23 protein-coding genes, 2 tRNA genes and 1 pseudogene are annotated in these 25,396 nt (G+C 59.1%); 13 read left to right on the forward strand and 13 right to left on the reverse strand.

Features of this window, described 5'->3' with window-relative positions; genetic code table 11:
- Positions 1-249: 249 nt before the first annotated feature.
- Together glsA and gadC are read right to left on the reverse strand one after the other, a co-directional pair.
- A complete protein-coding gene (gene glsA, locus ALFI_RS14170) occupies positions 250-1,233 on the reverse strand; it encodes a glutaminase A (protein ID WP_014776313.1) in 984 nt (327 codons plus the stop codon).
- 20 nt (positions 1,234-1,253) lie between these two features.
- On the reverse strand, positions 1,254-2,801 hold the full coding sequence (gadC, locus tag ALFI_RS14175) for a glutamine/gamma-aminobutyrate antiporter GadC (protein ID WP_014776314.1): 1,548 nt from the start codon (positions 2,799-2,801) through the stop codon (positions 1,254-1,256).
- A 143-nt stretch (positions 2,802-2,944) separates the two neighbouring features.
- Between gadC and ALFI_RS14180 the strand changes: the two genes are divergently transcribed.
- A complete protein-coding gene (locus ALFI_RS14180) occupies positions 2,945-3,868 on the forward strand; it encodes a DUF5106 domain-containing protein (RefSeq protein WP_009596533.1) in 924 nt (307 codons plus the stop codon).
- 120 nt (positions 3,869-3,988) lie between these two features.
- On the forward strand, positions 3,989-4,543 hold the full coding sequence (locus ALFI_RS14185) for an NADH peroxidase (protein WP_009596576.1): 555 nt from the start codon (positions 3,989-3,991) through the stop codon (positions 4,541-4,543).
- Between the two features lie 282 nt (positions 4,544-4,825).
- On the opposite strand, the gene ALFI_RS14195 is transcribed toward ALFI_RS14185, so the two are convergent.
- Positions 4,826-5,155: a hypothetical protein gene (locus ALFI_RS14195; RefSeq protein ID WP_014776315.1), complete on the reverse strand. Its 330-nt coding sequence runs from the start codon at positions 5,153-5,155 to the stop codon at positions 4,826-4,828.
- Between the two features lie 13 nt (positions 5,156-5,168).
- The gene (locus tag ALFI_RS16700) at positions 5,169-5,381 is read right to left on the reverse strand and encodes a YtxH domain-containing protein (RefSeq protein WP_014776316.1); all 213 of its coding nucleotides are present in this window, start codon (positions 5,379-5,381) and stop codon (positions 5,169-5,171) included.
- 69 nt (positions 5,382-5,450) lie between these two features.
- Between ALFI_RS16700 and ALFI_RS17530 the strand changes: the two genes are divergently transcribed.
- A complete protein-coding gene (locus ALFI_RS17530) occupies positions 5,451-6,110 on the forward strand; it encodes an LOG family protein (protein WP_014776317.1) in 660 nt (219 codons plus the stop codon).
- Positions 6,111-6,415: 305 nt separating this feature from the next.
- Here the strand turns inward: ALFI_RS17530 and ALFI_RS14210 are convergent, their stop codons facing one another.
- Together ALFI_RS14210 and ALFI_RS14215 are read right to left on the reverse strand one after the other, a co-directional pair.
- The gene (locus tag ALFI_RS14210; RefSeq protein ID WP_014776318.1) at positions 6,416-7,294 is read right to left on the reverse strand and encodes a hypothetical protein; all 879 of its coding nucleotides are present in this window, start codon (positions 7,292-7,294) and stop codon (positions 6,416-6,418) included.
- A gap of 552 nt (positions 7,295-7,846) precedes the next feature.
- Entirely contained in the window at positions 7,847-9,082 is a 1,236-nt protein-coding gene (locus tag ALFI_RS14215; protein WP_009598504.1) for a 6-phosphofructokinase, read from the reverse strand.
- Positions 9,083-9,309: 227 nt separating this feature from the next.
- On the opposite strand from ALFI_RS14215, the gene ALFI_RS14220 reads away from it, so the two are divergent.
- On the forward strand, positions 9,310-9,720 hold the full coding sequence (locus ALFI_RS14220; RefSeq protein WP_014776320.1) for a DUF4377 domain-containing protein: 411 nt from the start codon (positions 9,310-9,312) through the stop codon (positions 9,718-9,720).
- A 125-nt stretch (positions 9,721-9,845) separates the two neighbouring features.
- Here ALFI_RS14220 and ALFI_RS14225 read toward each other — a convergent pair whose 3' ends face one another.
- Positions 9,846-10,046: a cold-shock protein gene (locus ALFI_RS14225; protein WP_014776321.1), complete on the reverse strand. Its 201-nt coding sequence runs from the start codon at positions 10,044-10,046 to the stop codon at positions 9,846-9,848.
- Positions 10,047-10,189: 143 nt separating this feature from the next.
- Between ALFI_RS14225 and ALFI_RS14230 the strand changes: the two genes are divergently transcribed.
- The 4 genes from ALFI_RS14230 to ALFI_RS14245 all read left to right on the forward strand — a co-directional run bounded on the left by ALFI_RS14230 (position 10,190) and on the right by ALFI_RS14245 (position 12,440).
- On the forward strand, positions 10,190-10,522 hold the full coding sequence (locus ALFI_RS14230) for a hypothetical protein (RefSeq protein WP_014776322.1): 333 nt from the start codon (positions 10,190-10,192) through the stop codon (positions 10,520-10,522).
- 3 nt (positions 10,523-10,525) lie between these two features.
- Positions 10,526-11,599: a TIGR04133 family radical SAM/SPASM protein gene (locus ALFI_RS14235; protein WP_014776323.1), complete on the forward strand. Its 1,074-nt coding sequence runs from the start codon at positions 10,526-10,528 to the stop codon at positions 11,597-11,599.
- 380 nt (positions 11,600-11,979) lie between these two features.
- Positions 11,980-12,054 (forward strand) — tRNA-Pro (locus ALFI_RS14240).
- A 311-nt stretch (positions 12,055-12,365) separates the two neighbouring features.
- Positions 12,366-12,440 (forward strand) — tRNA-Pro (locus ALFI_RS14245).
- A 379-nt stretch (positions 12,441-12,819) separates the two neighbouring features.
- Here ALFI_RS14245 and ALFI_RS14250 read toward each other — a convergent pair.
- From ALFI_RS14250 to gad, 6 genes are all read right to left on the reverse strand, one after another.
- The gene (locus ALFI_RS14250; RefSeq protein WP_208854106.1) at positions 12,820-15,327 is read right to left on the reverse strand and encodes a DUF748 domain-containing protein; all 2,508 of its coding nucleotides are present in this window, start codon (positions 15,325-15,327) and stop codon (positions 12,820-12,822) included.
- Positions 15,328-15,619: 292 nt separating this feature from the next.
- On the reverse strand, positions 15,620-16,246 hold the full coding sequence (locus ALFI_RS14255) for an HAD family hydrolase (RefSeq protein WP_009598507.1): 627 nt from the start codon (positions 16,244-16,246) through the stop codon (positions 15,620-15,622).
- A 154-nt stretch (positions 16,247-16,400) separates the two neighbouring features.
- On the reverse strand, positions 16,401-17,381 hold the full coding sequence (locus tag ALFI_RS14260; RefSeq protein WP_014776326.1) for an SDR family NAD(P)-dependent oxidoreductase: 981 nt from the start codon (positions 17,379-17,381) through the stop codon (positions 16,401-16,403).
- Between the two features lie 2 nt (positions 17,382-17,383).
- Entirely contained in the window at positions 17,384-18,595 is a 1,212-nt protein-coding gene (locus ALFI_RS14265; RefSeq protein ID WP_014776327.1) for an NADH:flavin oxidoreductase, read from the reverse strand.
- Positions 18,596-18,602: 7 nt separating this feature from the next.
- On the reverse strand, positions 18,603-19,364 hold the full coding sequence (locus ALFI_RS14270; RefSeq protein ID WP_014776328.1) for a DUF1295 domain-containing protein: 762 nt from the start codon (positions 19,362-19,364) through the stop codon (positions 18,603-18,605).
- Positions 19,365-20,240: 876 nt separating this feature from the next.
- A complete protein-coding gene (gene gad / locus ALFI_RS14275; protein WP_009598473.1) occupies positions 20,241-21,656 on the reverse strand; it encodes a glutamate decarboxylase in 1,416 nt (471 codons plus the stop codon).
- A 358-nt stretch (positions 21,657-22,014) separates the two neighbouring features.
- Between gad and ALFI_RS14280 the strand changes: the two genes are divergently transcribed.
- The 5 genes and pseudogenes from ALFI_RS14280 to ALFI_RS14300 all read left to right on the forward strand — a co-directional run bounded on the left by ALFI_RS14280 (position 22,015) and on the right by ALFI_RS14300 (position 25,374).
- Positions 22,015-22,974, forward strand: a complete 960-nt coding sequence (locus ALFI_RS14280) for an SPFH domain-containing protein (protein ID WP_014776330.1) — start codon at positions 22,015-22,017, stop codon at positions 22,972-22,974.
- Positions 22,975-22,985: 11 nt separating this feature from the next.
- Positions 22,986-23,165, forward strand: a pseudogene (locus ALFI_RS14285) (type II toxin-antitoxin system antitoxin); the annotation flags it as partial.
- Between the two features lie 449 nt (positions 23,166-23,614).
- Positions 23,615-24,076 (forward strand): hypothetical protein, encoded by a 462-nt coding sequence (locus tag ALFI_RS17535; RefSeq protein WP_014776331.1) that lies wholly within the window; start codon positions 23,615-23,617, stop codon positions 24,074-24,076.
- Positions 24,073-24,672 (forward strand): hypothetical protein, encoded by a 600-nt coding sequence (locus ALFI_RS14295; RefSeq protein WP_014776332.1) that lies wholly within the window; start codon positions 24,073-24,075, stop codon positions 24,670-24,672. The genes ALFI_RS17535 and ALFI_RS14295 overlap by 4 nt, the downstream gene beginning before the upstream one ends.
- A gap of 3 nt (positions 24,673-24,675) precedes the next feature.
- Complete coding sequence (locus ALFI_RS14300; RefSeq protein ID WP_009598508.1) at positions 24,676-25,374, forward strand: SIR2 family NAD-dependent protein deacylase; 699 nt, start codon at positions 24,676-24,678, stop codon at positions 25,372-25,374.
- The last annotated feature ends 22 nt before the right edge of the window (positions 25,375-25,396 follow it).

Below are 25,396 nucleotides of genomic sequence, written 5' to 3' on the forward strand. Positions count from 1 at the left end.
CGGGCAAAGAATTCTTCTAGTCTGTGAAATGCGTCACTTGTCAGCCCTGCCGTACCCGTTTTGCGCTTTTGGGGAATCCGGTAGCCGCCGCATTGCCGGACGGATGATGCGCCGAAGGCGGCTTGGGCGTTTCAGGTTCGTTTGTCGCCGGGGTGCGTTATCAATTCTGACGGACGGCGTATTCCCGTCCGATAGAAAAGGGGCTGCACTTCGGAGTGCAGCCCCTTTCGCCGTACATTACCGCTCGGCCTATGCCTTTGCGGGTTCCTTTTCGGCCATCACGCAGCGCGTCGTGCCGAAGATATTGAGGTTGAGGTGCCCGGCGACATAGGCCAGCGCCTTCTGCGCCTTGACCGAGTTGCCGGCTTCGTCCAGCGGGGGAGCGAACGCCGCAACGCCCATCACGCCCGGAACTACGCCCATGATGCCGCCGCCGACGCCCGTCTTGGCCGGCAGGCCCGTCGTGAAGAGCCAGTCGCCCGTGTGCTCGTAGAAGCCCACCGTCGCCATCAGCGATGCGATCTTCGGCGCCAGTTCCGGTTTGAATACCGGCTGCTTGGTCACGGGATTCACGCCGCCGTTGGCGATCGTCGCGGCCATCGTTGCGAGTTGCTTGGCCGTCACGCCGATCGAACACTGGCGCGTGTAGATGTCCAGCGACATGTCGGGATCGTCGTAAATCCGGTTGTAATTCTTCAGCAGCCATGCGATCGACTTGTTGTTGAAGTTGGTCGCCGTCTCCGATTTGTACAACTCGTCGATCACTTCGACCTGCGATCCGGCCAGCCCTTCGATAAAACCGACGATCGACTTCCATTTGCCGTCGCTGTCGCCGACGGGTTTCACCATCGAGCAGGCGCTGATCGCACCGGCGTTCACCAGCGGCGTCGAGGGGTGGTCGTTCTCCAGCAGGATCGCCATGATCGAGTTGAAAGGCAGTCCCGTCGCGTCGGCGCCGATCTTGTCGAGCATCTCCTGCGCGCTGTACTGGTTCATGGCGAGTATCGCCGTCGGCACCTTCGATACCGACTCGATGCCGAATTTGTAATCGGTGTCTCCCACGGCGATCACTTCGCCGTCGGGCAGGCAGGCCGCGATGCCGAAGAGGTTCGACGGCACGTTGGCCAGATAGGGGATATAGTCGGCGTTCTTGCCGCCCGTTTCGTTCTTGCAGCGCTCGTATGCCTGCTGTACGGCCTCGCGGACCGTAGCGTTGTCTATTTTTTGAATCATTGTCCGATCTGTTTATCGATTTATTTGTTGTGAAGTTCCGTCTCCGAAGGTTTCGCCGTCGGTTCGGGAGTGTTCGTATGCACCGGAGCCGCTGCGACGGGCTGCGTTTCCCAATGGAACGGCGCGAACTCTGCAGCAGCCTGCGGGTCCTTCCACGAGGGTTTGCGCAGTGCATAGATGACGAACGGCGCGCCTACGACCACCACGCAGCCGATAATCAGCACCGAGAACCATACGGTGTTGCTTCCGGTCGAGATCTGGCTGGGTGGCACGAAGCTCAGCACGAACGCCAGCAGGGCGCCGCAGAAACCCATACAGCCGAGGAACCACATCAGCCCGTTGCCCTTGCCCAGACGGAACGGACGGTCGGTGTTCTTCATCTTGTATCGCAGGACGATGGCGGCCGAGAACATGAGCATGTACATGATCAGGTACAGCAGCACGGTGAGCTGCGACAGAATCTGGTAGAACGACTGCACCGAAGGCATCACCACGAACAGCAGCGCCAGCAGCGTCACGACGCATCCCTGAATCAGCAGGATGTTTTTCTGCACGCCGTTTTTGTTGGTCTTCTGGAAGAACGGAGGCAGATAGCCCGCCTTGCCCACGGCGAAAATACCCTTCGAAGGACCTGCGACCCATGTCAGCACGCCCGCCAGCACGCCGAACATCAGGGCGATGGCGATAATCGGGCCTGCCCACGACATATGCAGGTAGTGGAAGTAGTTGTCGAAGCCCACCAGCAGCGACTGCGTCAGGCTGATGTCCTTTGCGGGAATGATGAAGCCCAGCGAGAAGGTGCCCAGCACGAAGATGCAGACCGTGACCAGCGAACCGATGATGATTGCCTTGGGGTAGTTCTTCGACGGGTTCTTTACGTCCATGACGTGTATGCCCATCATCTCCATACCCGCATAGAAGAGGAAGATGCTGCTTGCCAGCACGAGGTTGTCGAATTTCGAGAGGTCGGGGAAGAATCCCTGCGACATGTCCATGTGGTTGTGGCCGCCGGTCGAAATGTAGATGATGCCCAGCAGGATCAGCAGACCCGCGGGAATGATCGTGCCGATCATGCCGCCCCATTTGCTGATTTTACCTACCCATCCGAGTCCCTTGAGCGCGATGAACGTGGCGATCCAGTAGATTGCCAGCACCATGCAGAGCGTGAAGACCTTGTTCGAGGCCAGCGCCGCGTCGTGCACGTCGTTCATGCCGATAAAGGCGATCGACACGGCGCCGAACGTCAGTACGGTGGGGTACCAGATGGTCGATTCGATCCATTGCAGCCAGATGGCAAGGAATCCGGTGCGTGCGCCGTAAGCTTCGCCGACCCAACGGAAAACGCCGCCCTGTTTTGTCGAGAACATCGCGGCCAGCTCCGCGGCGACCATGGCCGTGGGGATGAGGAACACGATGGCGGCAAACAGATAGTAGAATGCCGACGAAAGTCCGTAGACGGCCTCTGCGGGCAGGCCGCGCAGACTCACTACGGCAGTCACGTTCATAATTGCGAGTGTCATGACACTCAGTTTGAACCCGGTACTTGTGGTAGTTTTCTTTACATCCATAATTCAATGAAATTGAGAATTGATTTTAACGGATGAAAACGTTGCAACTACCGTGCAAATCCGCCGGATGAACCTCTTTCGCCGGGAGGATGGTAGGATTGTAGCCGAAAAAAAACTATATTTGCACATAAAACACTCCTTTTATGTACCGTATTGTTGTTATTTTGCTTGCGGCCCTCTGCGCCGTTTCGTGCGGTCGCCGTTCGTCGCGGCAGCAGACCTCCGCCGCTCCCCAGATGCGGGTTTTCCTTCCGGCCATCGCGCCTTCGAGTCTCTCCGACGACGCGAAGCGCGACTACCTGCGCTGGCATTACTGGGACCGTTTCGACTTCGCCGACACCCTTTTTATTCGCGAGGTTGATACGGTACAGATGGTCGAGGCCTATGTCCGCTGGATCGCGCTTATCTCCGACCGTCCGACCGACGGCGTGCCGATGGATTCGCTCATGCGCCGCGCTTCGGCTTCGCGTCCCATGCTCGACTACTTCACGATGCTGGCCGAGCTGGTTATCCACGACCCCAATTCGCCGCTGCGCAACGACGAATTCTATATTCCCGTTCTTCGGGCCGTGCTGGCGAGTCCCTATTACGACGAGTACGAGCGTATCGGCCCCTCCTACGATCTCAATATGGCGATGCAGAACCGCATCGGCGAGCGCGCCAACGATTTCCGCTATACGCTCGCTTCGGGCGCCACCGGAACGCTCTACGGCGTGAAGGCCGAGTACGTCTTGCTGTTCATCAATAACCCCGGCTGCCCGATGTGCAAACAGCTGCGCGAGCAGATCGGCGGTTCGCCGATGCTCTCCGTGATGATCAAGCGGGGCCGGCTGAAGGTCGTCGCGCTTTATCCCGACGAGGACCTCGCCGAGTGGCGCGAATACCGCGGCCATATTCCGCCGAGCTGGATCAACGGCTACGATGCGGGCTGCGTCGTGCGCGAGAAGAGTCTCTACGACCTCCATGCGATTCCGACGCTCTACCTGCTCGACCGCGACAAGCGCGTGCTGGTGAAGGATTCCACCGACGTGCCTTATATCGAGGAGGTTATCGACCGCCGGGGCTGACTATAAGCAGGGCTTATCGTTCTATAAAAAAAGACAATCGTTTTTATATGCGAATTTCGCCCCTAATCGTTACCTTTGCACCACACAAACAGAATATAAACAATAAACATTACTGCGATTATGGCAAAGAAATGGCGTTGTACCGTATGCGGTTACATCCACGAAGGTCCTGAGGCACCTGAGCAGTGCCCGATGTGTAAGGTAGGCAAAGAGAAATTCGTCGAAGTCGTCGAAAAGGAGGGTGACCTCGAATTCGTGACCGAGCACGTTATCGGCGACGGCAAGGGCGCCAGCAAGGAACTCTGGGAGGGCTTGCAGAACCACTTCATGGGCGAATGCACCGAGGTGGGCATGTATCTGGCCATGAGCCGTCAGGCCGACCGCGAGGGTTATCCCGAAATCGCCGAGGCTTACAAGCGTTACGCATGGGAAGAGGCCGAGCACGCTTCGAAGTTCGCCGAGCTGATCGGCGAAGTGGTATGGGACACCAAGACTAACCTCGAAAAGCGCATGAACGCCGAGTGCGGCGCGTGCGAAGACAAGATGCGTCTGGCCCGCATGGCCAAGGAGCAGAACCTCGACGCCGTACACGATACCGTGCACGAAATGGCCAAGGACGAAGCGCGCCACGGCAAGGGCTTCGAAGGTCTCTACAAGCGTTACTTCGGTAAATAACGGCTGATTCAATCGGAGTTTCCACATATTTGCGAGGGTGAACGGTTTGCGTCTGAAACGCCGTTCACCCTTTTTTCATCTCCCTGCCGTGCGGTTTGCCGGAGTCCTCTTTTTCTTTGTTTTTCTGTTTCTCAGTTTCCCGGTGTCCTCTTTCGAACTTTACCTGCGTGTCAGGGGTAGCTGTACGAAAGCATATGTCCACGCGGACTTGCATCTGTAAGGTTGCCGTCCTGTCACAAAAAAACGCCGGTGCAATCCCTTGCACCGGCGTTTTTTCCTACCTTATCTGGATCTTCTGAGGAACGAAAGGAACGAAAACTTGTCGGATAACCAGTCATACCCCTCCTTGATCCGGGAAGCGACCTCGTAGACCGTTTCGATCCGGTCCCGGATGTAGTTCAGGGCCGAACGCACGGCCAGCAGATAGACCACGGCTGCGATTACGGCGAAGAACCCTCCGGTAATGAGTGCTGCGACTGCGACGGACCCGGTCAGCGACGCGAGCCACATGACGAACGCATCGATGAAGAGGATGATCGCAATGGCAGCCGTCACACCGAAAAAGATCAGCGATGTGACGATGTTTCCGGTTGGCGACGGGCTATCTTTCATGGGGCGGTCCCGTTTATTCGTCCTTGTCGCAATCGCAGTCAAGACCGTTGCAGTCGCAATGAATTTTGTCAATTTCATTTTTCAGCTTGCGGGTGCCTTTTTTAGCCATATCGCGGATGTCCTCACGGAATTCGGGTCCCGATTTGGGGGTTACGAGCATGGCGACGACGGCTCCTACCAGAGCGCCGCCCAGAAAGGAAGCGAGACAATTTGCAGAATGTTTCATATTCGTATAAAGTTTTAAATTCAGCAGGAAATCTTGCAAAGTCCGGGCCAAAACGCTACCTTTGGATGTATGACCGAAGACCGCCTTACCACCGTCGCTTTTACCGGCCACCGCACTTACGGGGGCCAAGCCGCTGCGGCTCTGCGCGCGACGGTGGGGGAGTTGTACGCCCGCGGCTTCCGGACCTTCCTCTGCGGCATGGCCATGGGCTTCGACCTCGCCGCCGCCGAAGCGGTCCTCGCGTGCCGCGATTCCCAAACCGCATCGGTCTTTTCTCCTGCCGCGGCTTCCGCTGCCGCCTTTCCCTCCGTTGCGGCTTCTGCTGCTGTCCCTCCCGCATCGGCCTTTTCTCCTGCTGTGGATTCCGTTTCGGCCTTTTTTCCGGAACCGCACTCTCCGCACATGCCGATGCCCGGTTTGCGGCTGGTCGCCGTAATTCCTTTCCGGGGACAGGAGAGCCGCTTCCCGGCCGTGGACCGCGAACGCTTCCGGCGTGTGCTGGCTGCCGCCGACCATAGCGTGACGCTCTCCCCGTCCTATCATGCAGGGTGTTATGCCGTGCGTAACAACTACCTTGTCGAGCACGCCGCACTGCTGGTCGCGTGGTACGACGGTTCCCCCGGCGGCACACATTACACCGTTCGCCGCGCTTTGGGCCGGGGACTCGAATTCATCAATCTCCATCCGCATCCTGCCGCACTCCGGCAGGCAGAACCGACGCTGTTCTGACACTCTCCCGACTCGGAAGCCACGCACTGTACGGCGCTGTTCCGGCCCGTACTTTCTGCTGTCACCGTTCGACTTTTCTGCCCTCGCTGTCCGGCCTTTTGCTGTTGTCTTCTTCCTTTCTGCTGCCGTAGCCCTCCCCGGCCTTTCCTTTCATCGCCGCTCGGTCTTTCTGCAGTTGCCGCCCGTACTCTCGCCGTCGGCATACGCTTTCCCGATGGTCTTTCCCGCATTGCCTTCCGCTTCCTCTAATAAAAAAGGACGGCATGCAAGTGCCGTCCTTATCCGTTTTCGCAGTATCCGCGCAGTTATTCCAATTCGATGCCTTTCAGCAGGCTTTCGATCCGCAGGCGGGTCTCCCGCTTGCCGTAATCCTTTTTCTCGTACCTGAATGTCGCCGTAACGAGCGATCCTTCGTAAAGCATGTCGTAAACGGCATAAACCAATTCCGGATTCTCCGTTATGTATCCTTCGCTGCACAACATTTCGCGGCCGTCGATTTCGGTGCGCTGCGTCGGCGCGATGAATCCGCCCGTGTAGAAGGCCGAATCGCGTTGTGCGCAGTGGTCCGAAATCTCATCGACGGACGTGATCTCCTCCGGAATCATATCCACGACCTTGCCCAGACTGTAACCTATCCGGTCGTTGTAGGTGTCGAAACCGTAGTAGGCGTAGGTTTCGTCCGTTTCGGGCTGCACGGTTTCTTCGAGCAGGGTGTATCCGGCGGGAATTTTTGCCTTGATCCCCTGCGCACCCGTGTAGATTTGTTCGGTATCCACCACCTGCATCTCTTCGCCGCCGGCCAGCCGCACCGACAACTGTCCCAGATAGAGCAATGCTGCGAGCGAACACGCCGCCAGCGCCGCCGTGCGCCAGAATGCCGTGAAACGTCCCTCCTGATGCTGGATTTTCAGGATGACGACGAGACCTTTGATCGCCTGAATCGCGCCCCAGATAATGGCGCCTGTTGCGACTACGTACCGGCCCCCGGCTGTCGCGAAATAGTAGGATAAGAAACTGAAAGCCAGTCCGCCGACGCACCAAAGCGCTCCTGCAAGCAGGTTCTTCTTTGCTTCGGCCATCTTCTGCGACCGGTTGCCGTCCGCAGAGTTTTCCGCCGTAACCTGTGCGGCAGCCTCTTCCGGCATCGGTTCGAACACATCGTTTTTGTTTTCCGGTGTCTCCATGGATAAAGGTATTTTTAAGGGTTAGGGATCTAATGCGGCAAAGATACGGGTATTTTTCCTTTTCCGCCTGAAAAAGTTGGAAAATCACCGCCCTCAACCGTCCCGGCCCTTCTGCCGTCTCCGCTCAGTTTTCCTGCGATCACCGTCCGTTCTTTTGTCGTTGCCGTCTTCCTCCATTCCTCCTTCTTTGGCTTCTCTGCCGTCGCCGGCGGGTCTTGCTGTCATCGCCGTCCGTCCTTTTGTCGTTGCCGTCTTCTTCCGTTCCTCCTTCTTTGGCTTTTCTTCCGTCGCCGCTCGGTTTTTCTTCCGTCGCCGCTCGGTTTTTCTTCCGTCGCCGCTCGGTTTTTCTTCCGTCGCCGCTCGGTTTTTCTTCCGTCGCCGTCCCGGCCCTTCTTCCGTCGCCGCTCCGGTCCTTCCGCCGCTGTCCCGGTACTTCTGCCCTCAACCGTCCGGCCTTTCCGTCCTTGCCGCCGGCTCTCTTTCCCGGCCTGCATGAAAAATCCCCGGAAGCCGCGCTTCCGGGGATTTGCTGAAATCCTGTTTCGGAAAGGATTATTTCCAGTTGAGGATCTTGTGGAAATCGTACTCCTCCGGATTGGGGACATACTGTTTGGCAGCCTCGTAATCCGCGGGCGTGATGGCGTTGAGGATGGTCTCCACCACCGACGAGAACTTGTCCGACTTGATGTCCACCAGACGGGGCGGAATCTTGCCCGTCGTGGGATCCTGCAGGTCCTTGAGGTAGAGCGGACTTACATTGCCTTCCGAATCCACGTAAACCATGCAGCCGGTCTTGCCTTCGGCGAAGAGCTTGTGCACGCCGATACCCAGCTCCGAGCAGTACGTCAGGTCGTATGCGATCGGGGTCTGGCAGCGGATCTCGTAACCCAGCTCCACGGGGCGGCTCTTGACCTTGATGCCCAGCTCTTTCACCTTCTTCTCGATCATCTCGTTGAAGATGTGCGCCTTCGATACCTTGCCCAGTTCGGGGTGTCCGTGCTCGTCATAGGTGAAGTGGATGCCGCTCTTGCGGATCTCCTCGTCGCTCAGCGCGTGGAATACGCCTTCCGAGATAACGGCAGCTCCGTAGTCCATGCCCATGATCTTGCGCTTGATGATCGACGAAATCACGAGGTTCACGATCTTCTCGACGGTGATTTCCGTCTTGTCGAACATTTCGGGAATGACGATCATCGGGTAGTGGCAAGCCTCGCCGATGCCGAATGCCAAGTGGCCGGCGCTGCGGCCCATGGCAGCCAGTACGAACCAGTTGCCGCTCGTGCGGGCGTCTACGTAGACGGCACGTGCGATAACGGCGCCCTTGTCCTTGGCCGACTCGTAACCGAACGTCGGCGTGCCTTTCGGCAGGGGCAGGTCGTTGTCGATGGTCTTCGGGACGTGGATGTTGGCGATGGGGTATTTCTTGGCCTCCAAGAACTTGGCGATGCGGTTCGCGGTCGAAGCCGTGTCGTCGCCGCCGACCGTCACGAGCAGTTTGATGTTGTTGTCGGTGAAGAACTTGAGGTTGAAGTTGTTTTCGAAATCCGAATCCTTGGGTTTGAAACGGCTCATCTGCAGGAACGAACCTCCCTGATTGAAGATACCGTCGGCCATGGGGTAGTCGATGTCCACGGTTCGGGGCGAGGGGTTGAACAGTCCCGTGTAGCCTTCGTGCAGGCCGATTACGCGGTAACCTTTGCGGAGGAAGGTCTTTGCGACGCTGCCCACGACGGTATTCATACCGGGTGCGGGTCCGCCGCCAGTCAGAATTGCGATTGCTTCTTTCATGGTTGTGTTTGGGTTTTTATGTTTGAACCTGAATTAACCTAAAATTGACGCCCAAAAGTACGATTATTTTTTCAAACGGGCAAAAAAAAGCCGTTTCGATTGACCGATGCGGGCCGTGTAATGTCTTTACGGAATAAATAGGAGCATCCTGCGATTTGCAAATCGATATTTTTTCTATATTGCATAACCATATTGCGTCTAACTCTCACATCTAAAACCTGTTGTTTATGAGAAACCATTTACTGCCATTGTGCGTGACGCTCTTCCTGATTTTTGCCGGGGGAATGACTGCCGGCTGCGATAAGTTGGATGATAAATACAAGTCGGAAAAAACGATCACGCTCACCATCGCTTCCGTCAAGCCCGCTGCTGCCGATGACGACTATGATTGGTTGCAGGGGTTGCCTGTCTATATTTACAAAGAGGAGAGTCCGGACTGGCGGTTGTGGTATTCGCATGATCCGATCCGGGGCTTCGATGAAATCTATGAGGAGGGATATGAATACGTAGTCAAAGTCCGGAGACTGACACTGGCCGATCCTCCTCAGGATGCAGGCGCATATGTATACGAATTGAAAAAGATCGTTTCAAAGACGCAAAAGGATTCCGAAGGTGTTCCCGAATCCTATCTTCGGTGAGGAGAGGAACGAAAAACGGTGTTCGGATCGTGTCCGAACACCGTTGAATACATAAAATTCAGTACTGATGAATATGCTGAGTTTCTGTTGCTCTTATTCCCTGAATTTAGAGAACGCCGTGGGGCTTACTCAATTACCGTAACGTTCACAGCCTGCTCGCCTTTGGCACCGCTGCCGACTTCGAATTCGACTGCCTGACCTTCGTTGAGCGACTTGAATCCGTCCGTTACGATACCGGAGAAGTGAACGAAAATCTCTTTGCCGTTCTCTCCCGTAATGAATCCGTAGCCTTTTTTGCTATCGAACCATTTTACCTTACCTGTCATAAAAATTGAAAATTAAATAGTTTGTACAGGGCAAAGTAAAGTAAAAATCACTGGCTTTCAAAACTTTTTGGCATGTTTTTTTCAGGTTCGGTCGAAATTTTTTTATCTTTGCTCTGTAACAATGACCTTAATGACGATGCGATATGAATAAAAAACTGAAACTCGCTCTGGCTGCGCTGCTTGGCTTTTCGACTGCCTGCTCGACGGTCAAAAACGCTCCGGCGAAGGGTGCAGAGGAACAGAAGCAGGAGACCGGATCGCAGGAGATTCAGGACTCGGTGAAGGTGCCGCCCCGCATTGTCGTCATGTACGGCGTGCGTCCTCCGGGACAGGCCGGACCTGCTACGGGCGTGCATATTCCCGATGCGAAGGTGCAGTCCGCCGAACCGGAGGAGCTGGATCCCGTTGCGGAGAAACCGACCGAGGATACGCCCGTCATGGACACGAAGAAGGGCGCCAAGGCTCCTGAGAAATAATCCATGGCGCGCCGCCGTCCGGGCCTGCGCAAACGGCTGGCCCTCAATATCTTTTCCGATCTCTACGCTTCGACGGTCGCCGAGCACCGGCTCACGACGCTCTTCTGGGAGTGTACGCTGCGCTGCAACCTTTCGTGCCGTCACTGCGGCAGCGACTGCCGCGTGGACCCCGGTGTGCCCGACATGCCGCTCGAAGACTTCCTGAAGGTGCTCGACGAGGAGATCACGCCCCATGTCGATCCCTCCGAGGTGCTGATTATCTTTTCGGGCGGCGAGGTGCTGGTGCGCGACGATCTGGAGCGTGCCGGAGCCGAAGTCACCCGCCGCGGCTATGCGTGGGGCATGGTCACCAACGGCATGGCCCTGACCGAAGCGCGCTTGCGAAGCCTGCTCGACGCCGGACTGCGCAGCGTTTCGGTCAGTCTCGACGGCTTCGAACGCGAACACAACCATATCCGCGGCAATTCCCGCAGTTACGACCGCGCGCTGGCGGCCCTGCGCATGATCGTCCGCGAACCCTCGCTGACCTACGACGTGGTGACCTGCGTCACGGGCGCCATGGTGCCGCAGCTCGAAGCGTTCCGCGACATGCTGATTGCCGAGGGCGTTGCATATTGGCGGCTCTTTTCGATTTTCCCCATGGGCCGGGCCAAGAACGATCCGTCGCTGCGCATGACCGACGCGCAGTTCCGCGAAATGCTGGAATTTATCCGCCGCACCCGCAAGGAGGGCAGGATCGGGACCAGCTATGCCTGCGAAGGCTTCCTTGGGGACTACGAGACCGAAGTCCGCGATTACTTCTACCAATGCGCCGCCGGAGTCTCGGTGGCTTCGATCCGTGTCGACGGCGCCATTTCGGGCTGCACGTCGATCCGTGCCAACTTCCATCAGGGCAACATCTACCGGGATAAATTCTGGGACGTGTGGCAAAACCGCTTCGAACCCTTCCGCAACCGCGATTGGGCGCGGCGCGGCGCATGCGCCGACTGCAAGATGTTCCGCTACTGTCTGGGCGGCGGCATGCACCTCCACGGCGACGACGGCGAACTGCTGTACTGCCACTACCACCGACTGTAGATACACCGTATCGGAATTATCATCCTGATATGCTGCTGCGAATCGTTACACGCTCTTTGCCCCACATCTGTCGTGAAAGGCGCTCAAAGCCTGCTTTGGGTTCCGGTTTTTGCCGACTAACTGCACTGCGGCAACACTTCCGGCGGCGGATAGCCGCTTATTGTCTTCGCGTGAATCTGAAATTAAGCCGTTCGGGGCGATGATTTCACGAACCGCCTGCAAGACCGATTTTGGGACAAAAGTTTGCCGGAAAGAAAAAAGCCGCTATCTTTGCATCCCGGAATCGTGACGGTTCCCCCGGCCGGAAGAGTCCGGGATTGACACGAAAAGCCCTGCGGGGCCGATGTAAGGCCAATCACGGGTTGCAGGGCCGGGAACGACGGGGTGTAGCGCAGTCCGGTTAGCGCACCTGCTTTGGGAGCAGGGGGTCGTGGGTTCGAATCCCGCCACCCCGACATGAAGAAAGTTGCTGTGAATTAATATTTGCAGTGACTTTTTTTTTGTTTGGGTATAGTACTGAAACAACGCCGTTTTCAGGCAAATTTCACACAAAAACGGCAATCGGACACCAAGCGCGGTCTGGGGCCGGAAGTTACAGTCTGTCGGAAGTCGTGCGAGGAAACGGGAAGCAGGTACGATCGGATCGGAAAGGGCCTAAGCAGGGCGGAAGATAAAAGAAGCGCATAATTTTGCGGAAATAATTTTGTCTTTTCAGATTTTCGACTTATCTTTGTGCGCTCTTAAAATGATAAGGGTCCCAAATGTTCGGGGTGTAGCGCAGTCCGGTTAGCGCGCCAGCTTCGGGAGTTGGAGGTCGCTGGTTCGAATCCAGTCTCCCCGACAAATTGTAAAAGGTTTAGAATGAGGAATCTCATTTTAAACCTTTTCTGCATATATCCCGCTCTTTATCGGCCGGGGGCCCGTTTTCGCTCTCTATTCGGCCGGAATATACGCATCGGCTCCGGCCGCAGGCGGAGTTGCTTCGCTTGTCGAACCGGCTGCTTCCGCAGCTTTTTCCGAAGACTCCGTCCCGTGCGACCGCAATGGGATTTGTGTCCGTCGCCGTATCCGTTGCCTTGCCGGTTCCCGCCGCTTCTCTGCCGGGGCGGATGCGGCCATGTGTCGAATCCGCCTGAACATTCCCGGCGATATCCTGCATCCGTCACGGCATCCGTCACGGCATCCGATTCTGTATTCAGTTCTGTATCCGCCCCGGCATCCTACTCTGTATCTGTTCCTGCATGCGTTCCTGCATTCGTCTCGGTATCCGATTCCGTATTTGTCCTTGCATCTGTCTCGGCCTCCGTCCCCGCATCTGTACCAGCCCCTGCGTCAGTTCCTGCTCCCGCGTTGCCGTCGTCCGCTTCGACCTCCACGGTCTCGCCGTCCACTTCGAGGGCGATCGTGTAACGGTCGCGGCCCGCGTAATTCGGCAACGCCAGCGAATCCATCGTCTGCACCCGGAACGCCGGAGCCGTCGCGCCGTGCGTGGACTGCATGTAGTCGGTCAGCGCCTTGTTGCGTGCGGCCATCATGCGGGCCAGCTGTCCGGCGGCTTTTTCGCGGTAGAGCGCCAGCGCCTTGTCGTCGGACGAAAGTCCCTGCGGCGAAATTCCCCGCTGGGCGAGCAGCGAATCGGCAAAGGACATGATCGCCGGAGTGCGGATGTCGGTCTGCTGGATCTTTTCGTATTCGAGCATCGACATAGGCTGGCGGCCGGTCGTGTCGGCGCTCTTCAGATGCTCGGCATAGGCCATTCGGAGCGCGCCGGCCGCCTGCCGGGGCAGGGCGCGGCGCATGTTGACGCGCTGCGTCAGGACGATGTGCATGTCGGGCTTGTCCTGCAATGCCTGCGCGATCTTGTCCAGCGAAGCGTACTGCTCCGACGTGAAGACGTATTGCAGCGGGTCGATATTGATGTATTCGAGGTTCTCCTTGTTGCCCGACAGGAACGAGAAGGGCGCCGTCACGACTTTCAGCAGGACGTTGCCGATCGCCTTCAGCACGATCTTGCGGTAGGAGAACTCCGGCGAATCGAGACTCCCCTTGACCGGAAGGTCCATCTTCACATGGCCTTTCTTGTCTTTCAGGACGTATAGCCCCTGTTTGAGCGGAATATTCATCTCGGCCTTGATCTCCCTGCGTTTTTTGTCCACCTTCGGTTCGAACATGTCGAGGTGGTTGGTGCCGTCGAGGTAGCGGTTGCGGATTACGTTCTGGCTGCGGAACGTGAGGTTGCCCTTGGTCAGCGGATAGGCCGTGTAATGTTCGCAGTAGGGACCGAAGTCGCGCAGGTCGAGGTTGGTGAGCCAAAGCGTGATGTTCTGGTTGTTCATGTCGTCGAGCGTCCCTTCCCAGCGCAGCTTCGCCGAGCCGGTCTTCTGCATCCGCGCATCGACGGTCATGCTGTTGCGCTTCGAGGGGGCGAAATCGCGGCTGCGCATGCGGATTTCCGAGACGGTATATTCGAACGGGCGGTGCATCGTCAGGTCGCGCACCGTGACGCGGCCGTTCGTGATTTCGAGGTCGGCGATCCGGAGCGTCGGACTCGGCGTCGCGCTTCCCGCAGTGTCGGACGTCGTGATTTCAGCCGCCGGGGCGGGATTCGCAGCAGTCGGGGCAGGCACGGCAGACGTCGTGATTTCAGCTGCCGGAGCGGGGGCTGCTTCCGGAGCGGGATTCGTTGCCGCAGAGGCGGAAACGGTGGTCGGCGAAGCGGTTTCTGCCGCCGGGGATTTCATCAGAGCGGCGAGATTATTACCTTCGGGCGTCATTTCGAACAGCGCCGAGAGTCCCGAAACGTAGATGCGGTCGAAGACGAAGCGCATTTTGCCCAGATCGCCCTCGGCGAGTTTTACGCCCAGCGTATCGACGCCCGCCACGGGCCGCTGCTGCCGGTCGCGCAGGGCGAAGCCCGCCAGCGAAGCCGTACCCTCGGTCGTGAGCGAAAGCAGGTGTTCCGTGTTGCCGCGCAGGCGGATGTCGGCCGACAGGCGGCCGTCCACGGCCGTGACGTCGAGCGACTGCCGGAAATAGGGCAGCGTGCCCGCCAGTGCGAAATCCTGCAGCCGGATTCCGATGTCGAATTCCGAGCTTTCGATGTTGTAGCCCACGTCGGTCGAGAGCGAACCGCCCTCGGCGAAGTTGAGCACGGCCCCGACGTCGGTTTTCTCGCCGGAGAAATAGACGCCCGGAATATGCAGGTTCAGGTCGTTCATGCCCCACTCGGCATCGAGCGCGAGGTCCTTGTAAAAGACCCTGCCGTTGCGGATCGAGATGTCGTAAATCCCGATTTCCCACGGCTTCGAGGTTTTTTCGGGCGTTGCGGCGACGGCTGTCGTGTCGCCCGCGAAGCGGGCTGTGATGTCATCGAAACTGAAGGCGTTGCCCCGCTGGTAGATCTTCACGTCGGGACCTGCGAACGAGATTTTTTTCACGAGCACACGGTTTCCCAGCAGCGGCCATAGCCGCATGCGCATCTCGAAGCTGTCCAGTCGGAAAAACGTCGTCGAATCTTCGCTTCCGCCGATGCGGAGTCCTTCGATGCGCAGGCGTCCGGTGAAAATGTTCATCCGCAGCCGCTCCATGCGGATCGAGCGGCCGATCAGTTCGCGGTCGTGTTTCTCGATGTAGTTCTTGGCTACGGGCGAAACGGCGATCGCAGCTATGACGATCAGCACGGCCAAGACGGCCGCGGCGATCAGCGTAATTTTAATCCATTTCTTCAGGGTTCGTTCTGTTTGTGGTCAGTGCGGCATCCGGGAAATCCTCCGCAGCCGCCTTGTGTCGTATCGTTTTCATTTCAGGTTTACGCGATCTTCCGCGAAGCCTCCCATCTTACGTCCGGGCGTTCGGAAGCCGACCCGAACGCTGTCGGAGAGCTGTCAGCATGTTGTCGGACCGCTGTCGGAGAGCCGCCAGCCCCCTGTCGCATGCTTCCGGGCGGCTTCGGGACCTCCGCCGGAAATCAGGCCGTGCGGTTGGCGGCTGCGTTCGGGAATCTCCCTCCCCTGCGATCCCTCAGCGTGTTATCTCCTCGAACAGATGCCCGAAATCCTCTCCCGGCGCGGGCATGTAGACGGCGAAGCCCAGCGCCTGCGCGGCGTCAACGTTCTTCCGGCCGTCGTCGATGAAGAGCGTTTCGGAGGGGATCACGCCGCTGTCGGCGATCACCTTGCGGAAAATCGCCTCCGAAGGCTTCAGCTCGTGCAGTTCGTACGAAAGGTATATCTTGTCGAAATAGTCGTCCATCGTATGCCCGTCGGCCGTAAACGCGCCGCGGATGGCGACCATCGCCGCCGGATTGTTGTTCGAAAGCACATAGGTGCGGACGCCCGCCTCGCGCAAACGCATGATCTGCCGCAGTTTGGCGACCGGAATCCCCACCAGAAATGCGCTGTATGCCGCCGCGATCTCGGAATCGGTCACTTCGGGCCGCCCGTCCAGCCGGCGCATCTCGTCGCAGGCTTCGCGGAACGAAATGTCGCCCCGCTCCAGCCGGCCGATCATCTCGGCGGGATAGTAGGGATTGATAAGGTCGGCGACACGGGGCATGTCCAATGCGCGGAACGCGGCGGTGCAGCGCTCGATGTCGAGGTCCACGAGGACGCCGCCAAGGTCGAATATTACGTTTTTAATCTCATTCATAAGCTGTTGTGATTTTTGTTCTTGCACGGCCTGCCGTTACGGCCGCCGTTTTGCCGGCCGTTGCATCTGCTATTCCGCCAGCCGTTTAGTCCGTCGTTGCGCCAGCCGTTCCGTCAGCCGCTTGGCTTCCGATCGTGGCAGACCGCGGGCCGTGTTATTTCTGGAATTGCATCGTGAACCTGCGGATCGGCCGCAGCACCCACATCGGCAACGCTTTGCAAAGGGGAATCCATGCCCGGTTCCACCAGTCGGGCACGATGCAGCGGCGGCCCCGCCACAAAGCCCGCAGTCCCCGCCGCGCGCAGTTGTCGGGCGTGATAAGCACGCCGAGCCGTTTGCCGATGCGCTGCCAGCGGGGCGTCAGCCCGTAAAGGTCGGTCGCCACGCCTGCCGGACAAACCGCCGTGACGCGGATGCCGCGGTCGCGCACCTCCTTGGCGAAAGCCACCGAGAACGACCGCATGTAAGCCTTAGACGCGCTGTACAAAGCCAGCCCCGGAAACGGCATCCACAACGAGTAGGAGGACATGTTGAGAATGTACCCCCGCACCCCGCGGCGGACCATGTCGGCGGCATAAAGGCGGCAGAGCTGCGAGACGGTCAGGTCGTGCAGCAGGATGATGCGTTCGATACGCTCGGCGGGCGTCGTCAGGATGTCGCAGAACGAGAAGATGCCCGCGTTGTTTATCACCACGTCGATTTCGATCCCTTCGGCCGCTGTCCGGTCGTGCAACTCCTGTGCTGCCCCGACCCGCGCGAGGTCCATCGGCATGACCCGGACTTCGGGAAAGGATGCGGAAGCGTTCGCCCCCGCCGCACGGCGTATCTCTCCGGCCACGGCTTCGAGCGGCGCGGCGTTGTTGCCGACGATCACCAGCCGGTAGCCCAGCGCCGCCAGCCGCAGGGCGTAACAGCGTCCGATGCCCGATCCGGCTCCCGTCACCAGCGCCCATGCGCTTCCCGGCCGGACTTCGCCGCGCTTCATCCGCCGGGAATGCCGTGCCGTCTCCTGCCCGGTGCGGATGCCCGGCGCCGTTCCCGTCGTCTCTTGCACGGCGCGGGTGCCCGGCGCGCCTTCGCCGGGCGTATGTCCCGATTGCTTGTCCATCGGGTTTGTGTCGTTCTTATGTTCCATGTTTACGGCAGTTTTGCCAGCTCTTCGCGGATTTTGCGCGGCAGGTCACCGCAGTGCTTGCAGCACTTCATATCCACCGAGTACATGCGCGCGATGCAGTAGTTGCGGTGGTCGCACTCGCTGCGGGTCGCGGCGTCGCCCTCCCGAAGCTTGTTGACGAACGCAGGGTCGTTGACCAGCGCCCGCGCCATCTGCACCAGTTCGAATCCCGCGTCCAGCGCCCTGTCAATGCCTTCGCGGCTCACCAGCCCGCCCACATAGACCAGCGGACACTTCAGCTCGGCGCGGAACTTCTTGGCGTCCTCCAGAAAATAGCACTCCTCGAACGGGAACTGCCGGATCATCCACGGCCCGCACCAGCGGATGAAGTAACGCAGCCACAGCGGCGAGTAGTAGCTCATCGTGTAGATCGGAATCAGCCCCCGCATCACGGCCATCGGGGCCTTCGACACGAATCCGCCCGACAGCACGATGCCGTCCACGCCGAAACGCTCGATCTCGCGGGCGATTTCGAGACTTTCGGGGATCTCGATGCCGCCCTTGAATCCGTCGTACATGTTGTGCTTCACCAACACGGCCGTTCCGGTCTGCGCCGCGGCTTCCATGACCTCCTCCAGACACATCCGCATGAAACGCATGCGGTTTTCGAGCGATCCGCCGTACTCGTCGCGGCGGCGGTTGGTGTAGGGCGAAAGGAACTGCGAAATCAGGTATCCGTGCCCGGCGTGTACCTCCACCGAGTCGAATCCCGCGTCGTGGGCCGTATGGACGGCCCGCCCGAAGTCGCGGGCCACCTGCTCGATCTCGCCGGCCCGCATGCCGCGGACCGGCGTGTAGGCGTAGAGGTTGAAACCCGTGGACGCGCCGATCGGAATCTGCCCCGCGGTGGTCAGGTGGGTCATGTTGCCGCAGTGGCCGATCTGAATTCCCGCCGCCGCGCCTTCGCGGTGCACGGCGTCGGTGATGTCACGCAGCCCCGGCACGATTTCGGGCCGCAGCCACAGCTGCTTGTCGAACGAAAGCCCGCTGCGGCAGACCGCCGCATAGGCCAGCGTAGTCATGCCCACGCCGCCGCGGGCCACCGATACGTGGTAATCCTTCAACTGCTGCGTCGGGCCGAAATGGCGGCCCATCGACTCGAACGCCGCCGAACGGATCGTGCGGTTGCGCAGCGTTACGGGTCCTAACTTATAGGGGGTGAAAAGCGATGACATAATCGGGTCAGTAAATGAAAGGTATGATCTTTTTGCGTCCGAGCGACGTGAATTCGTCGCCGAACTCCTTGGCATAGCGTTTGTTGAGCGATGCGGCGCGGGGCGCGAGGTTGGCGAAGGTCCACCACGCGAACACCGCTCCGGCCCACGACCACGAAGCCACGGCAAAGCCCGTCCATTCGAGCAGTTCGCCGAAGTAGTTGGCCGACGAGACGTAGCGGAACATGCCGCCGCGCGGAATGTAGTGGCGCGTGTCGCCCGGCCGGCGCAGGTTGCGGATGATGTGATCCGAATGGAGATTCACGGCCATTCCCGCGAGGAACATCGCCCCGCCGATATAAATATAAGGTTGCGCGAACCAGTCGGCGTAGTAGCCTTCGGGCGAGACGTAGAAGATCCACCCGCCCTGCATCAGGGCGTTGAGCGTGTTGAAGCACATGCCCATCAGGACGATGCCGAGCGGCATTTTCGACGCGCCGCGCATGAGCAGCGGAAAGATGAACGCCCGTTGCAGGTAGTGGGCCTGAAAGAGCGCGAAGAGCGTCAGCGGCCCGGCTTCCCACGTCCTTTCGGAGAGCAGCCACAGCACGCACATCGCCACGAATACGGGCGACTCCATCAGCACCCAGCCGATCTTGTTGGGCACGGGCGGCCCGTATTTGGGGTTGAAAAGATAGCCGTATCCGGCTTCGAAAAAATGCAGGGCAGCGAAGACCACCAAGGCCAGCAGCGCCATGACGATCAGGAATATATCGAATGTTTGGGCCATATCGGAACGGTTTCGGTAAAACGGCATAAAGATAATAAAACTTTCCCGCTCCGACAAGTCCCCGAAAGGGCCGTTTTTGTTCTTTTTGACAGTTGGGAAACGGGTTTCCTCCCGCTTTTTTTGCACTCTTTTCGCGGCCCATGACGGCTCTGCCTTCCCACCTGCCGGCTTTCTCGTTTTTCGGCGGTTCTCTTTTTTTCTCCGGTGGCCTTTTTTGTCCCGTTGCTGTTTCCTCCTCTTCCCGCCAGCAAACTTTCTTTTTCTTCGGCGGTTCTCTTTTTCGTTCGGCAGTCTTTTTTGTCCCGCAACGGTTTTTCTCGGTGTTTTTCAGGGTAGGGGGAGGCTGCATTTCGCCCGTCTCTTTTTCGCGGCTTGAAATATTGCAAGAGGCCTGATAAAAAAGGCGGCCGCCGCTGTATGCGGAAGCCGCCTGTCAAGTTCCCGTGGCGCCCGGAAAGTGTGCGTGTCGCGGTCGTGCCCGCCGATCCCCCGAAATCGGACCGAAGCCGGAAGTGTGCTCTTTCGACCGCCGTGACGGGGCGCAGAACCGTGAAAACGAGCTGCCTGCGAGAAAGCGCCGCCTCAGGGCGCACGGGAGTTTGATGTGGTAGCCGAAACCCCGGTCTTGCCTGCCGCGGAACGGGCTGGATCGACCTTTTCCGCAATCTCTGCGACGGACTCCGGGGCGTGTCGGCGCACCGGGACAAAAACCCCTGCCGAAGCAGGGGCGCCGGAAGCGACGGCCAGCCGGCGGCGTCCCGCCGTTGACTGAACCTCAATAAATGGGAGTCTTTCCGCCTTCCGGCTGTAATGCCGGTCCGGAAACCGGCCGGAAGTCCGGGGCGAACCCCGGACCGCCGGTCCGGATCCCCGATTCTAGTGCGTGAATACCTTGCCTTTCTGGTGTTCCATGTTGTCGTACTTGATGCGCGACGTAGTGGGGTATTCGAGCTGTTCGAACTCTGCGACGGCGTTGCGGATGTCGCCCATCAGCATGTCGGCCATGTCGCGCGACATGCCCTGACGTACCACGATGCGCATCACGACCACGTTCTCGATGTTCTTGGGCATGGTGTACGCGGGAACCATCCATCCGCTCTGCTGCAGTTTGGCCTGCAGGTCGAAGAGCGTCCATTTGGCCTTCTTGTCGTATTCGGGATCCATCATCCAGATGAAGAGCGGATTGACGACCTCCTTCGAGTAGTTCTTGAAGCACTTCATCGTGCCGATCTGCTGGTGGCAGTACTTGGCGACGTCCATCGAGTTCTGCTGAATCTCTTTGTAGCCCTCGAATCCCAGCCGGATGAAATTGTAGTACTGGCCCAGAATCTGCGCCGCGGGACGCGAGAAGTTCAGACCCACCTGCGTGATGTTGGCTCCGAGGTAATTGACCGAGAACGACATTTCGTCGGGCAGATACTTCTTGTCCTTCCAGACCACCCAGCCCAGACCCGGATATACCAGACCGTATTTGTGGCCCGACGTGGAGATCGACAGCACCCATTTGAGGCGGAAGTCCCACTTCTTTTCGGGTTTGAGGAACGGCAGGATGAAACCGCCCGACGCGGCGTCCACGTGGATCGGAATTTCGTAACCCGTCTTGGCGTTGTATTCGTCGAGCGCCTTGTCCAGCCCCTCGATGTCGTCGTCCAGACCCGTCCACGTCACACCGGCTATGGGCACGATGCAGATCGTGTTTTCGTCGCACATCTCCAGCGCCTGCTTGGGATCGAGCGTGATGTGATCCAGCGTCAGGGGCACGGTGCGCAGTTCGATCTGCCACAGCTGGCAGAATTTCTCCCATACGACCTGAAATCCGGCGCTCATCACCAGATTCGGCTTGTCGAAGGGTTTGCCTGCGGCCTTGCGGCGGTTGCGCCAGCGCAGCCATGCGGCCACGCCGCCCAGCATGCAGGCTTCCGACGAACCGATGCCCAGCGCTCCGGTCTTCCACTCGGCCTTTTCGGGGGTGTTCCACAGATTGGCGACGATATTCAGACAGCGGCCGCACATCACCGCGACACGCGGATACTCCGTCTCGTCGATATAGTTGACGTTGATCGCCTCGTTCATCAGGCGCGTGGCGTAATCATCCATGTAGGTCGTCACGAAGGTGGCCAGATTGAGCCGCGGCTGCGTCTGCGGATAGGTTTCGTCCTTGACTAACTGGTAGGCGATTTCGGGCGATGTCTTGCCTTTGGGGATAAACTCCGTGGGCGCGGGATTGCGCATCTCTTCCGAACCGAAAATATCGGTCAGCGTGTCCTCGTTGGTGTGTCTTTGCTGATTCATAACGTAAATTTATTTTTGGTTTACGAGCATACGACCTTGCATGAACCGTGCCGTGGTGAGGTTGCCCGGACCTGAAATCCGGCGTGCTTTTTTTGCCTGAAAACCTCCGTCTGCGGCCCGCAAGCCCCTTTCCGCTTTGTACTCAACCTGCTGCCGGACCAACCTCCCGCGGGTGATGCCGTTTTCGGCTCCGAACGGTTGATTTTTTTTGCATCATTCCGTCCTGTTCTGTTCCCGTTTCTGCTTGTTTGCATTCCGATCCTGCCCCCCCCCTGAAAAAAGCGGGGGAATATTTGGAATCCCGGAAAAATTCGATATATTTGTGATATCAAAATAATATCACCTAAAACTTACGGATATGGAGAATGGAAATTTTGTCTACAAGGGCTGGAAATGCAATGGTTTTCTGGCTTTGACGCTGATCTTCGTCGGGTTGGCGCTGGGTGTGTGCGCGATCGTGTTCGGCGCGCAGCGTATCGACGCAGGGCTGGCGTTCGGCGTCGGGCCGGTCGTGATCGGCTCGGTCTGGTGTCTCTGCATGCTGATCTGCATGGCGGGCTTCATGCTGCTCGAACCCAACGAAGCCCGCGTCATGGTCTTCTTCGGCAAATACAAGGGCACCTTCTACGAAACGGGCTACTGGTGGGTCAATCCATTTATGTCGGCCAAGCAGATTTCGATCCGCGCCCGCAACCTGAACGTCGATCCGATCAAGGTGAACGACAAGACGGGCAATCCGATTATGATCGGTCTGGTGCTGGTGTGGAAGATCAAGCGCGACGATATCTATAAGGCGGTCTTCGAGATCGACGCTCCGACGACTGCCGGACAAACCGGGGTTTCGGCTTCGGCCCGCATGAACATCCTCGAAAATTTCGTGGGTGTGCAGAGCGACGCTGCGCTGCGTCAGGTCGCCGGTTGCTATGCTTATGACAATAACGGGGTTAAGGACGATGAATTGACGCTGCGCTCGAATAGCGAGGCGATCAACGACCAGCTCGAACACACGCTCAACGAACGCTTGGCGATGGCCGGCATCGAGGTGGTCGAAGCCCGCATCAACTATCTGGCCTATGCTCCCGAAATCGCCGCCGTGATGCTGCGCCGTCAGCAGGCCGACGCCATTATTTCGGCCCGCGAAAAGATCGTCGAGGGCGCCGTGTCGATGGTCCACATGGCCTTGGAGCGTCTGGGCAGCGAACATATCGTCGAACTGGACGAGGAGCGCAAGGCGGCGATGGTCACCAACCTGCTCGTCGTGCTCTGCGCCGACGAAGCCGCGCAGCCGGTAGTCAATGCCGGAACCCTTCACCATTGATTTAACTGCCGATGGCTAAAGAGAACAATAACAAGAGTTTCGTGCTTCGCATCGACGCCGCGACCATGGAGGCGCTCGAAGGGTGGGCGGCCGACGAGTTCCGCTCGATCAACGGGCAGCTGCAGTGGATCATCGCCGACGCCCTGCGCCGCAGCGGCCGCCTGAAAAAGCCCCGTCCCGCCGGACCGGAGTCCGGCGATTCGACGGGGCTTCCGTCGGGCGATGCCGCTTCTGCAAAACCCCCGGTTCCGCCCCGGAGCGATTATCCCGACGATATTTAACCGATACGCTAATTGATATGTGCAATCTATTGAGCAAAAATCGAATAGGATTGTGTGGAAAACTCCGTGGCTCGCAATCAGACCGGGGCATGTCCGCTTTGCGTCCGGGGCGGGGCATGTCCGCTTTGTGTCCGGTTCGGAGCGTGTCCGGTGTGCGTCCGGGTCGGGGTGTGTCCGGTTTGCGTCCGGGGCAGGGCATTTCCGCTTTGCGTCCGGTTCGGAGCGTGTCCGGTGTGCGTCCGGGGCGGGGTGTGTCCGGTTTGCGTCCGGGGCAGGGCATTTCCGCTTTGCGTCCGGTTCGGAGCGTGTCCGGTTTACGTCCGGTTCTGGGTGTGTCCGGTTTGCGTCCGGGACGGAATATGTCCGGTCTGCGGTATGGGCGGATTGTCTCCGGTTTGCAGGTCGTGGGCGGACTGCTGGTCTTTTTTCTCCTGCTTCGGCCCGACTGGCTGCCCCGCTGGGTCTATTGGGGTGTGCTGGCGCTGGGCGCCGCCCTCGCCCTCGGCGAAATGGCGCTCGATTACCGCCGCCGTCGTCCGCGCCGGCGGTGGCGCGATGCGGGGCTGGTGCTGTTGTCGCTTTCGGTGGTCTGGATTGTCATTTTGCCGCCGTTCTTTTTCTGGGGAGTCTCCGGCGAGAAGGAGTTGACCCGCGCCACGCTGGGATTGGGTGTCGCTGCGCTCGTCGCATGCGTCGTCTGCCTGCTGCGCTGGCGGCGTTTGCGCGCCGAGGCTGAAATGCGCCTTTGGAAGCTGAAAGCCGAACGCCGAAGACGCGACATGCTTTGCGCCCGTGCCGCGGCGGAAGGAGGTGGGCGATGAGACTCCGGAGATGGTTTTATGCGATTGCTTCGGTGTTTGCGGTCGCGCTGGTGATGTTCCCGCTCAATTTTTTGTGGGTGGGGCAGTCGCCGCTGCATGCGGCGGTAAGTTCCCTGCTGTTCGGCCTGCCCGCATTGCTCTCGGCATGGACGCCCAAGGAGCGGCGTACCGGCAGGCGCAACGAATCCCGTGGGACTGCCGTGTGTGCGCAATCCCGCAGATGTGCCGGAGCCGGCATCCATGCCGCACCTGCCGGGCGTATTGACTCCGCCGCGAATGCCGGGGCCGCCATGCCAGCCGGGGTCGCAAGGTGCAGCGAATCCGCCGGTCGTGCCGGCGCTGAAAGGTTCGGCGAATCCGCTGCGCATCCGGAATCCTGCGGCCGCACTGCGTCCGCGGACGGCACCGAACCCGCCCGGCGGAAATCCCTGTTGTCGAAAGCCGCGCTGGGGATCGCTTTTTGTGTGCTGGCGGCGATGCTGGCGTACGATATTGTGACCGAAGGCGTGGCCGTCGGTGTTACGAAATCGGTCGGATTCGTCCTGTTGATATTGGTTGCCGCATTGGGAAGTAGATTGGGTTACCTAAAGTTTTAGTTTATGAAAAGAATAGTCGTTTTTACGGGCGCCGGGGTGAGCGCCGACAGCGGCCTTGCCACGTTCCGCGATTCGGACGGCCTGTGGGCCGACTACCGTATCGAGGATGTCTGCACGCCCGAAGCCTTGGCGCACAACCGCGCCACCGTGATCGAATTTTACAACAAACGCCGCCGCGAGATGCTTGCCGCCGAGCCGAACGCCGGGCATCGGGCCATCGCGGAGCTGGAGCGGGATTTCGAGGTCGAGGTGCTGACGCAGAATGTCGATAACCTCCACGAGCGCGCCGGATCGTCGCGGGTGACGCATCTGCACGGCGAGCTGATTCGCCTGCGTTCGTCGCGCGATTCCGGGCTGATCGTCCCGATCGAAGGGTGGGAGCAGCGGCTCGACGCCACGGCTCCCGACGGGTCGCTGCTGCGGCCGCATATCGTCTTTTTCGGCGAGTCGGTGCCGATGTTCGAACGTGCGGCGGAGATCGCGCAGACGGCGGATATCATGGTCGTCGTGGGTACTTCGCTGGCGGTCTATCCTGCGGCGTCGCTGGTGCGTTACGTGCGGCCCGACATTCCGATTTACGTCGTCGATCCCGGCAATCCCGATACGGCGGGCATCCGCAATCCGCTGACCCTGATCCGCAAACGCGCTGCCGAAGGCATGCCCGAACTGGCCGCCCTGCTACGGGAACGCTATGCCGGATAGATAGGGTGTTGCTACGAAAGAG

Origin of the sequence: Alistipes finegoldii DSM 17242, from assembly GCF_000265365.1 — a bacterium.
Taxonomy (GTDB): Bacteria; Bacteroidota; Bacteroidia; order Bacteroidales; family Rikenellaceae; genus Alistipes; species Alistipes finegoldii.

Coding starts and splice junctions, on each gene's coding strand:
- glsA (WP_014776313.1), bottom strand. CDS start 1,233: ATGATTCAAAAAATAGACAACGCTACGGTCCGCGAGGCCGTACAGCAG.
- gadC (WP_014776314.1), bottom strand. CDS start 2,801: ATGGATGTAAAGAAAACTACCACAAGTACCGGGTTCAAACTGAGTGTC.
- ALFI_RS14180 (WP_009596533.1), top strand. CDS start 2,945: ATGTACCGTATTGTTGTTATTTTGCTTGCGGCCCTCTGCGCCGTTTCG.
- ALFI_RS14185 (WP_009596576.1), top strand. CDS start 3,989: ATGGCAAAGAAATGGCGTTGTACCGTATGCGGTTACATCCACGAAGGT.
- ALFI_RS14195 (WP_014776315.1), bottom strand. CDS start 5,155: ATGAAAGATAGCCCGTCGCCAACCGGAAACATCGTCACATCGCTGATC.
- ALFI_RS16700 (WP_014776316.1), bottom strand. CDS start 5,381: ATGAAACATTCTGCAAATTGTCTCGCTTCCTTTCTGGGCGGCGCTCTG.
- ALFI_RS17530 (WP_014776317.1), top strand. CDS start 5,451: ATGACCGAAGACCGCCTTACCACCGTCGCTTTTACCGGCCACCGCACT.
- ALFI_RS14210 (WP_014776318.1), bottom strand. CDS start 7,294: ATGGAGACACCGGAAAACAAAAACGATGTGTTCGAACCGATGCCGGAA.
- ALFI_RS14215 (WP_009598504.1), bottom strand. CDS start 9,082: ATGAAAGAAGCAATCGCAATTCTGACTGGCGGCGGACCCGCACCCGGT.
- ALFI_RS14220 (WP_014776320.1), top strand. CDS start 9,310: ATGAGAAACCATTTACTGCCATTGTGCGTGACGCTCTTCCTGATTTTT.
- ALFI_RS14225 (WP_014776321.1), bottom strand. CDS start 10,046: ATGACAGGTAAGGTAAAATGGTTCGATAGCAAAAAAGGCTACGGATTC.
- ALFI_RS14230 (WP_014776322.1), top strand. CDS start 10,190: ATGAATAAAAAACTGAAACTCGCTCTGGCTGCGCTGCTTGGCTTTTCG.
- ALFI_RS14235 (WP_014776323.1), top strand. CDS start 10,526: ATGGCGCGCCGCCGTCCGGGCCTGCGCAAACGGCTGGCCCTCAATATC.
- ALFI_RS14255 (WP_009598507.1), bottom strand. CDS start 16,246: ATGAATGAGATTAAAAACGTAATATTCGACCTTGGCGGCGTCCTCGTG.
- ALFI_RS14260 (WP_014776326.1), bottom strand. CDS start 17,381: ATGGAACATAAGAACGACACAAACCCGATGGACAAGCAATCGGGACAT.
- ALFI_RS14265 (WP_014776327.1), bottom strand. CDS start 18,595: ATGTCATCGCTTTTCACCCCCTATAAGTTAGGACCCGTAACGCTGCGC.
- ALFI_RS14270 (WP_014776328.1), bottom strand. CDS start 19,364: ATGGCCCAAACATTCGATATATTCCTGATCGTCATGGCGCTGCTGGCC.
- gad (WP_009598473.1), bottom strand. CDS start 21,656: ATGAATCAGCAAAGACACACCAACGAGGACACGCTGACCGATATTTTC.
- ALFI_RS14280 (WP_014776330.1), top strand. CDS start 22,015: ATGGAGAATGGAAATTTTGTCTACAAGGGCTGGAAATGCAATGGTTTT.
- ALFI_RS17535 (WP_014776331.1), top strand. CDS start 23,615: ATGTCCGGTCTGCGGTATGGGCGGATTGTCTCCGGTTTGCAGGTCGTG.
- ALFI_RS14295 (WP_014776332.1), top strand. CDS start 24,073: ATGAGACTCCGGAGATGGTTTTATGCGATTGCTTCGGTGTTTGCGGTC.
- ALFI_RS14300 (WP_009598508.1), top strand. CDS start 24,676: ATGAAAAGAATAGTCGTTTTTACGGGCGCCGGGGTGAGCGCCGACAGC.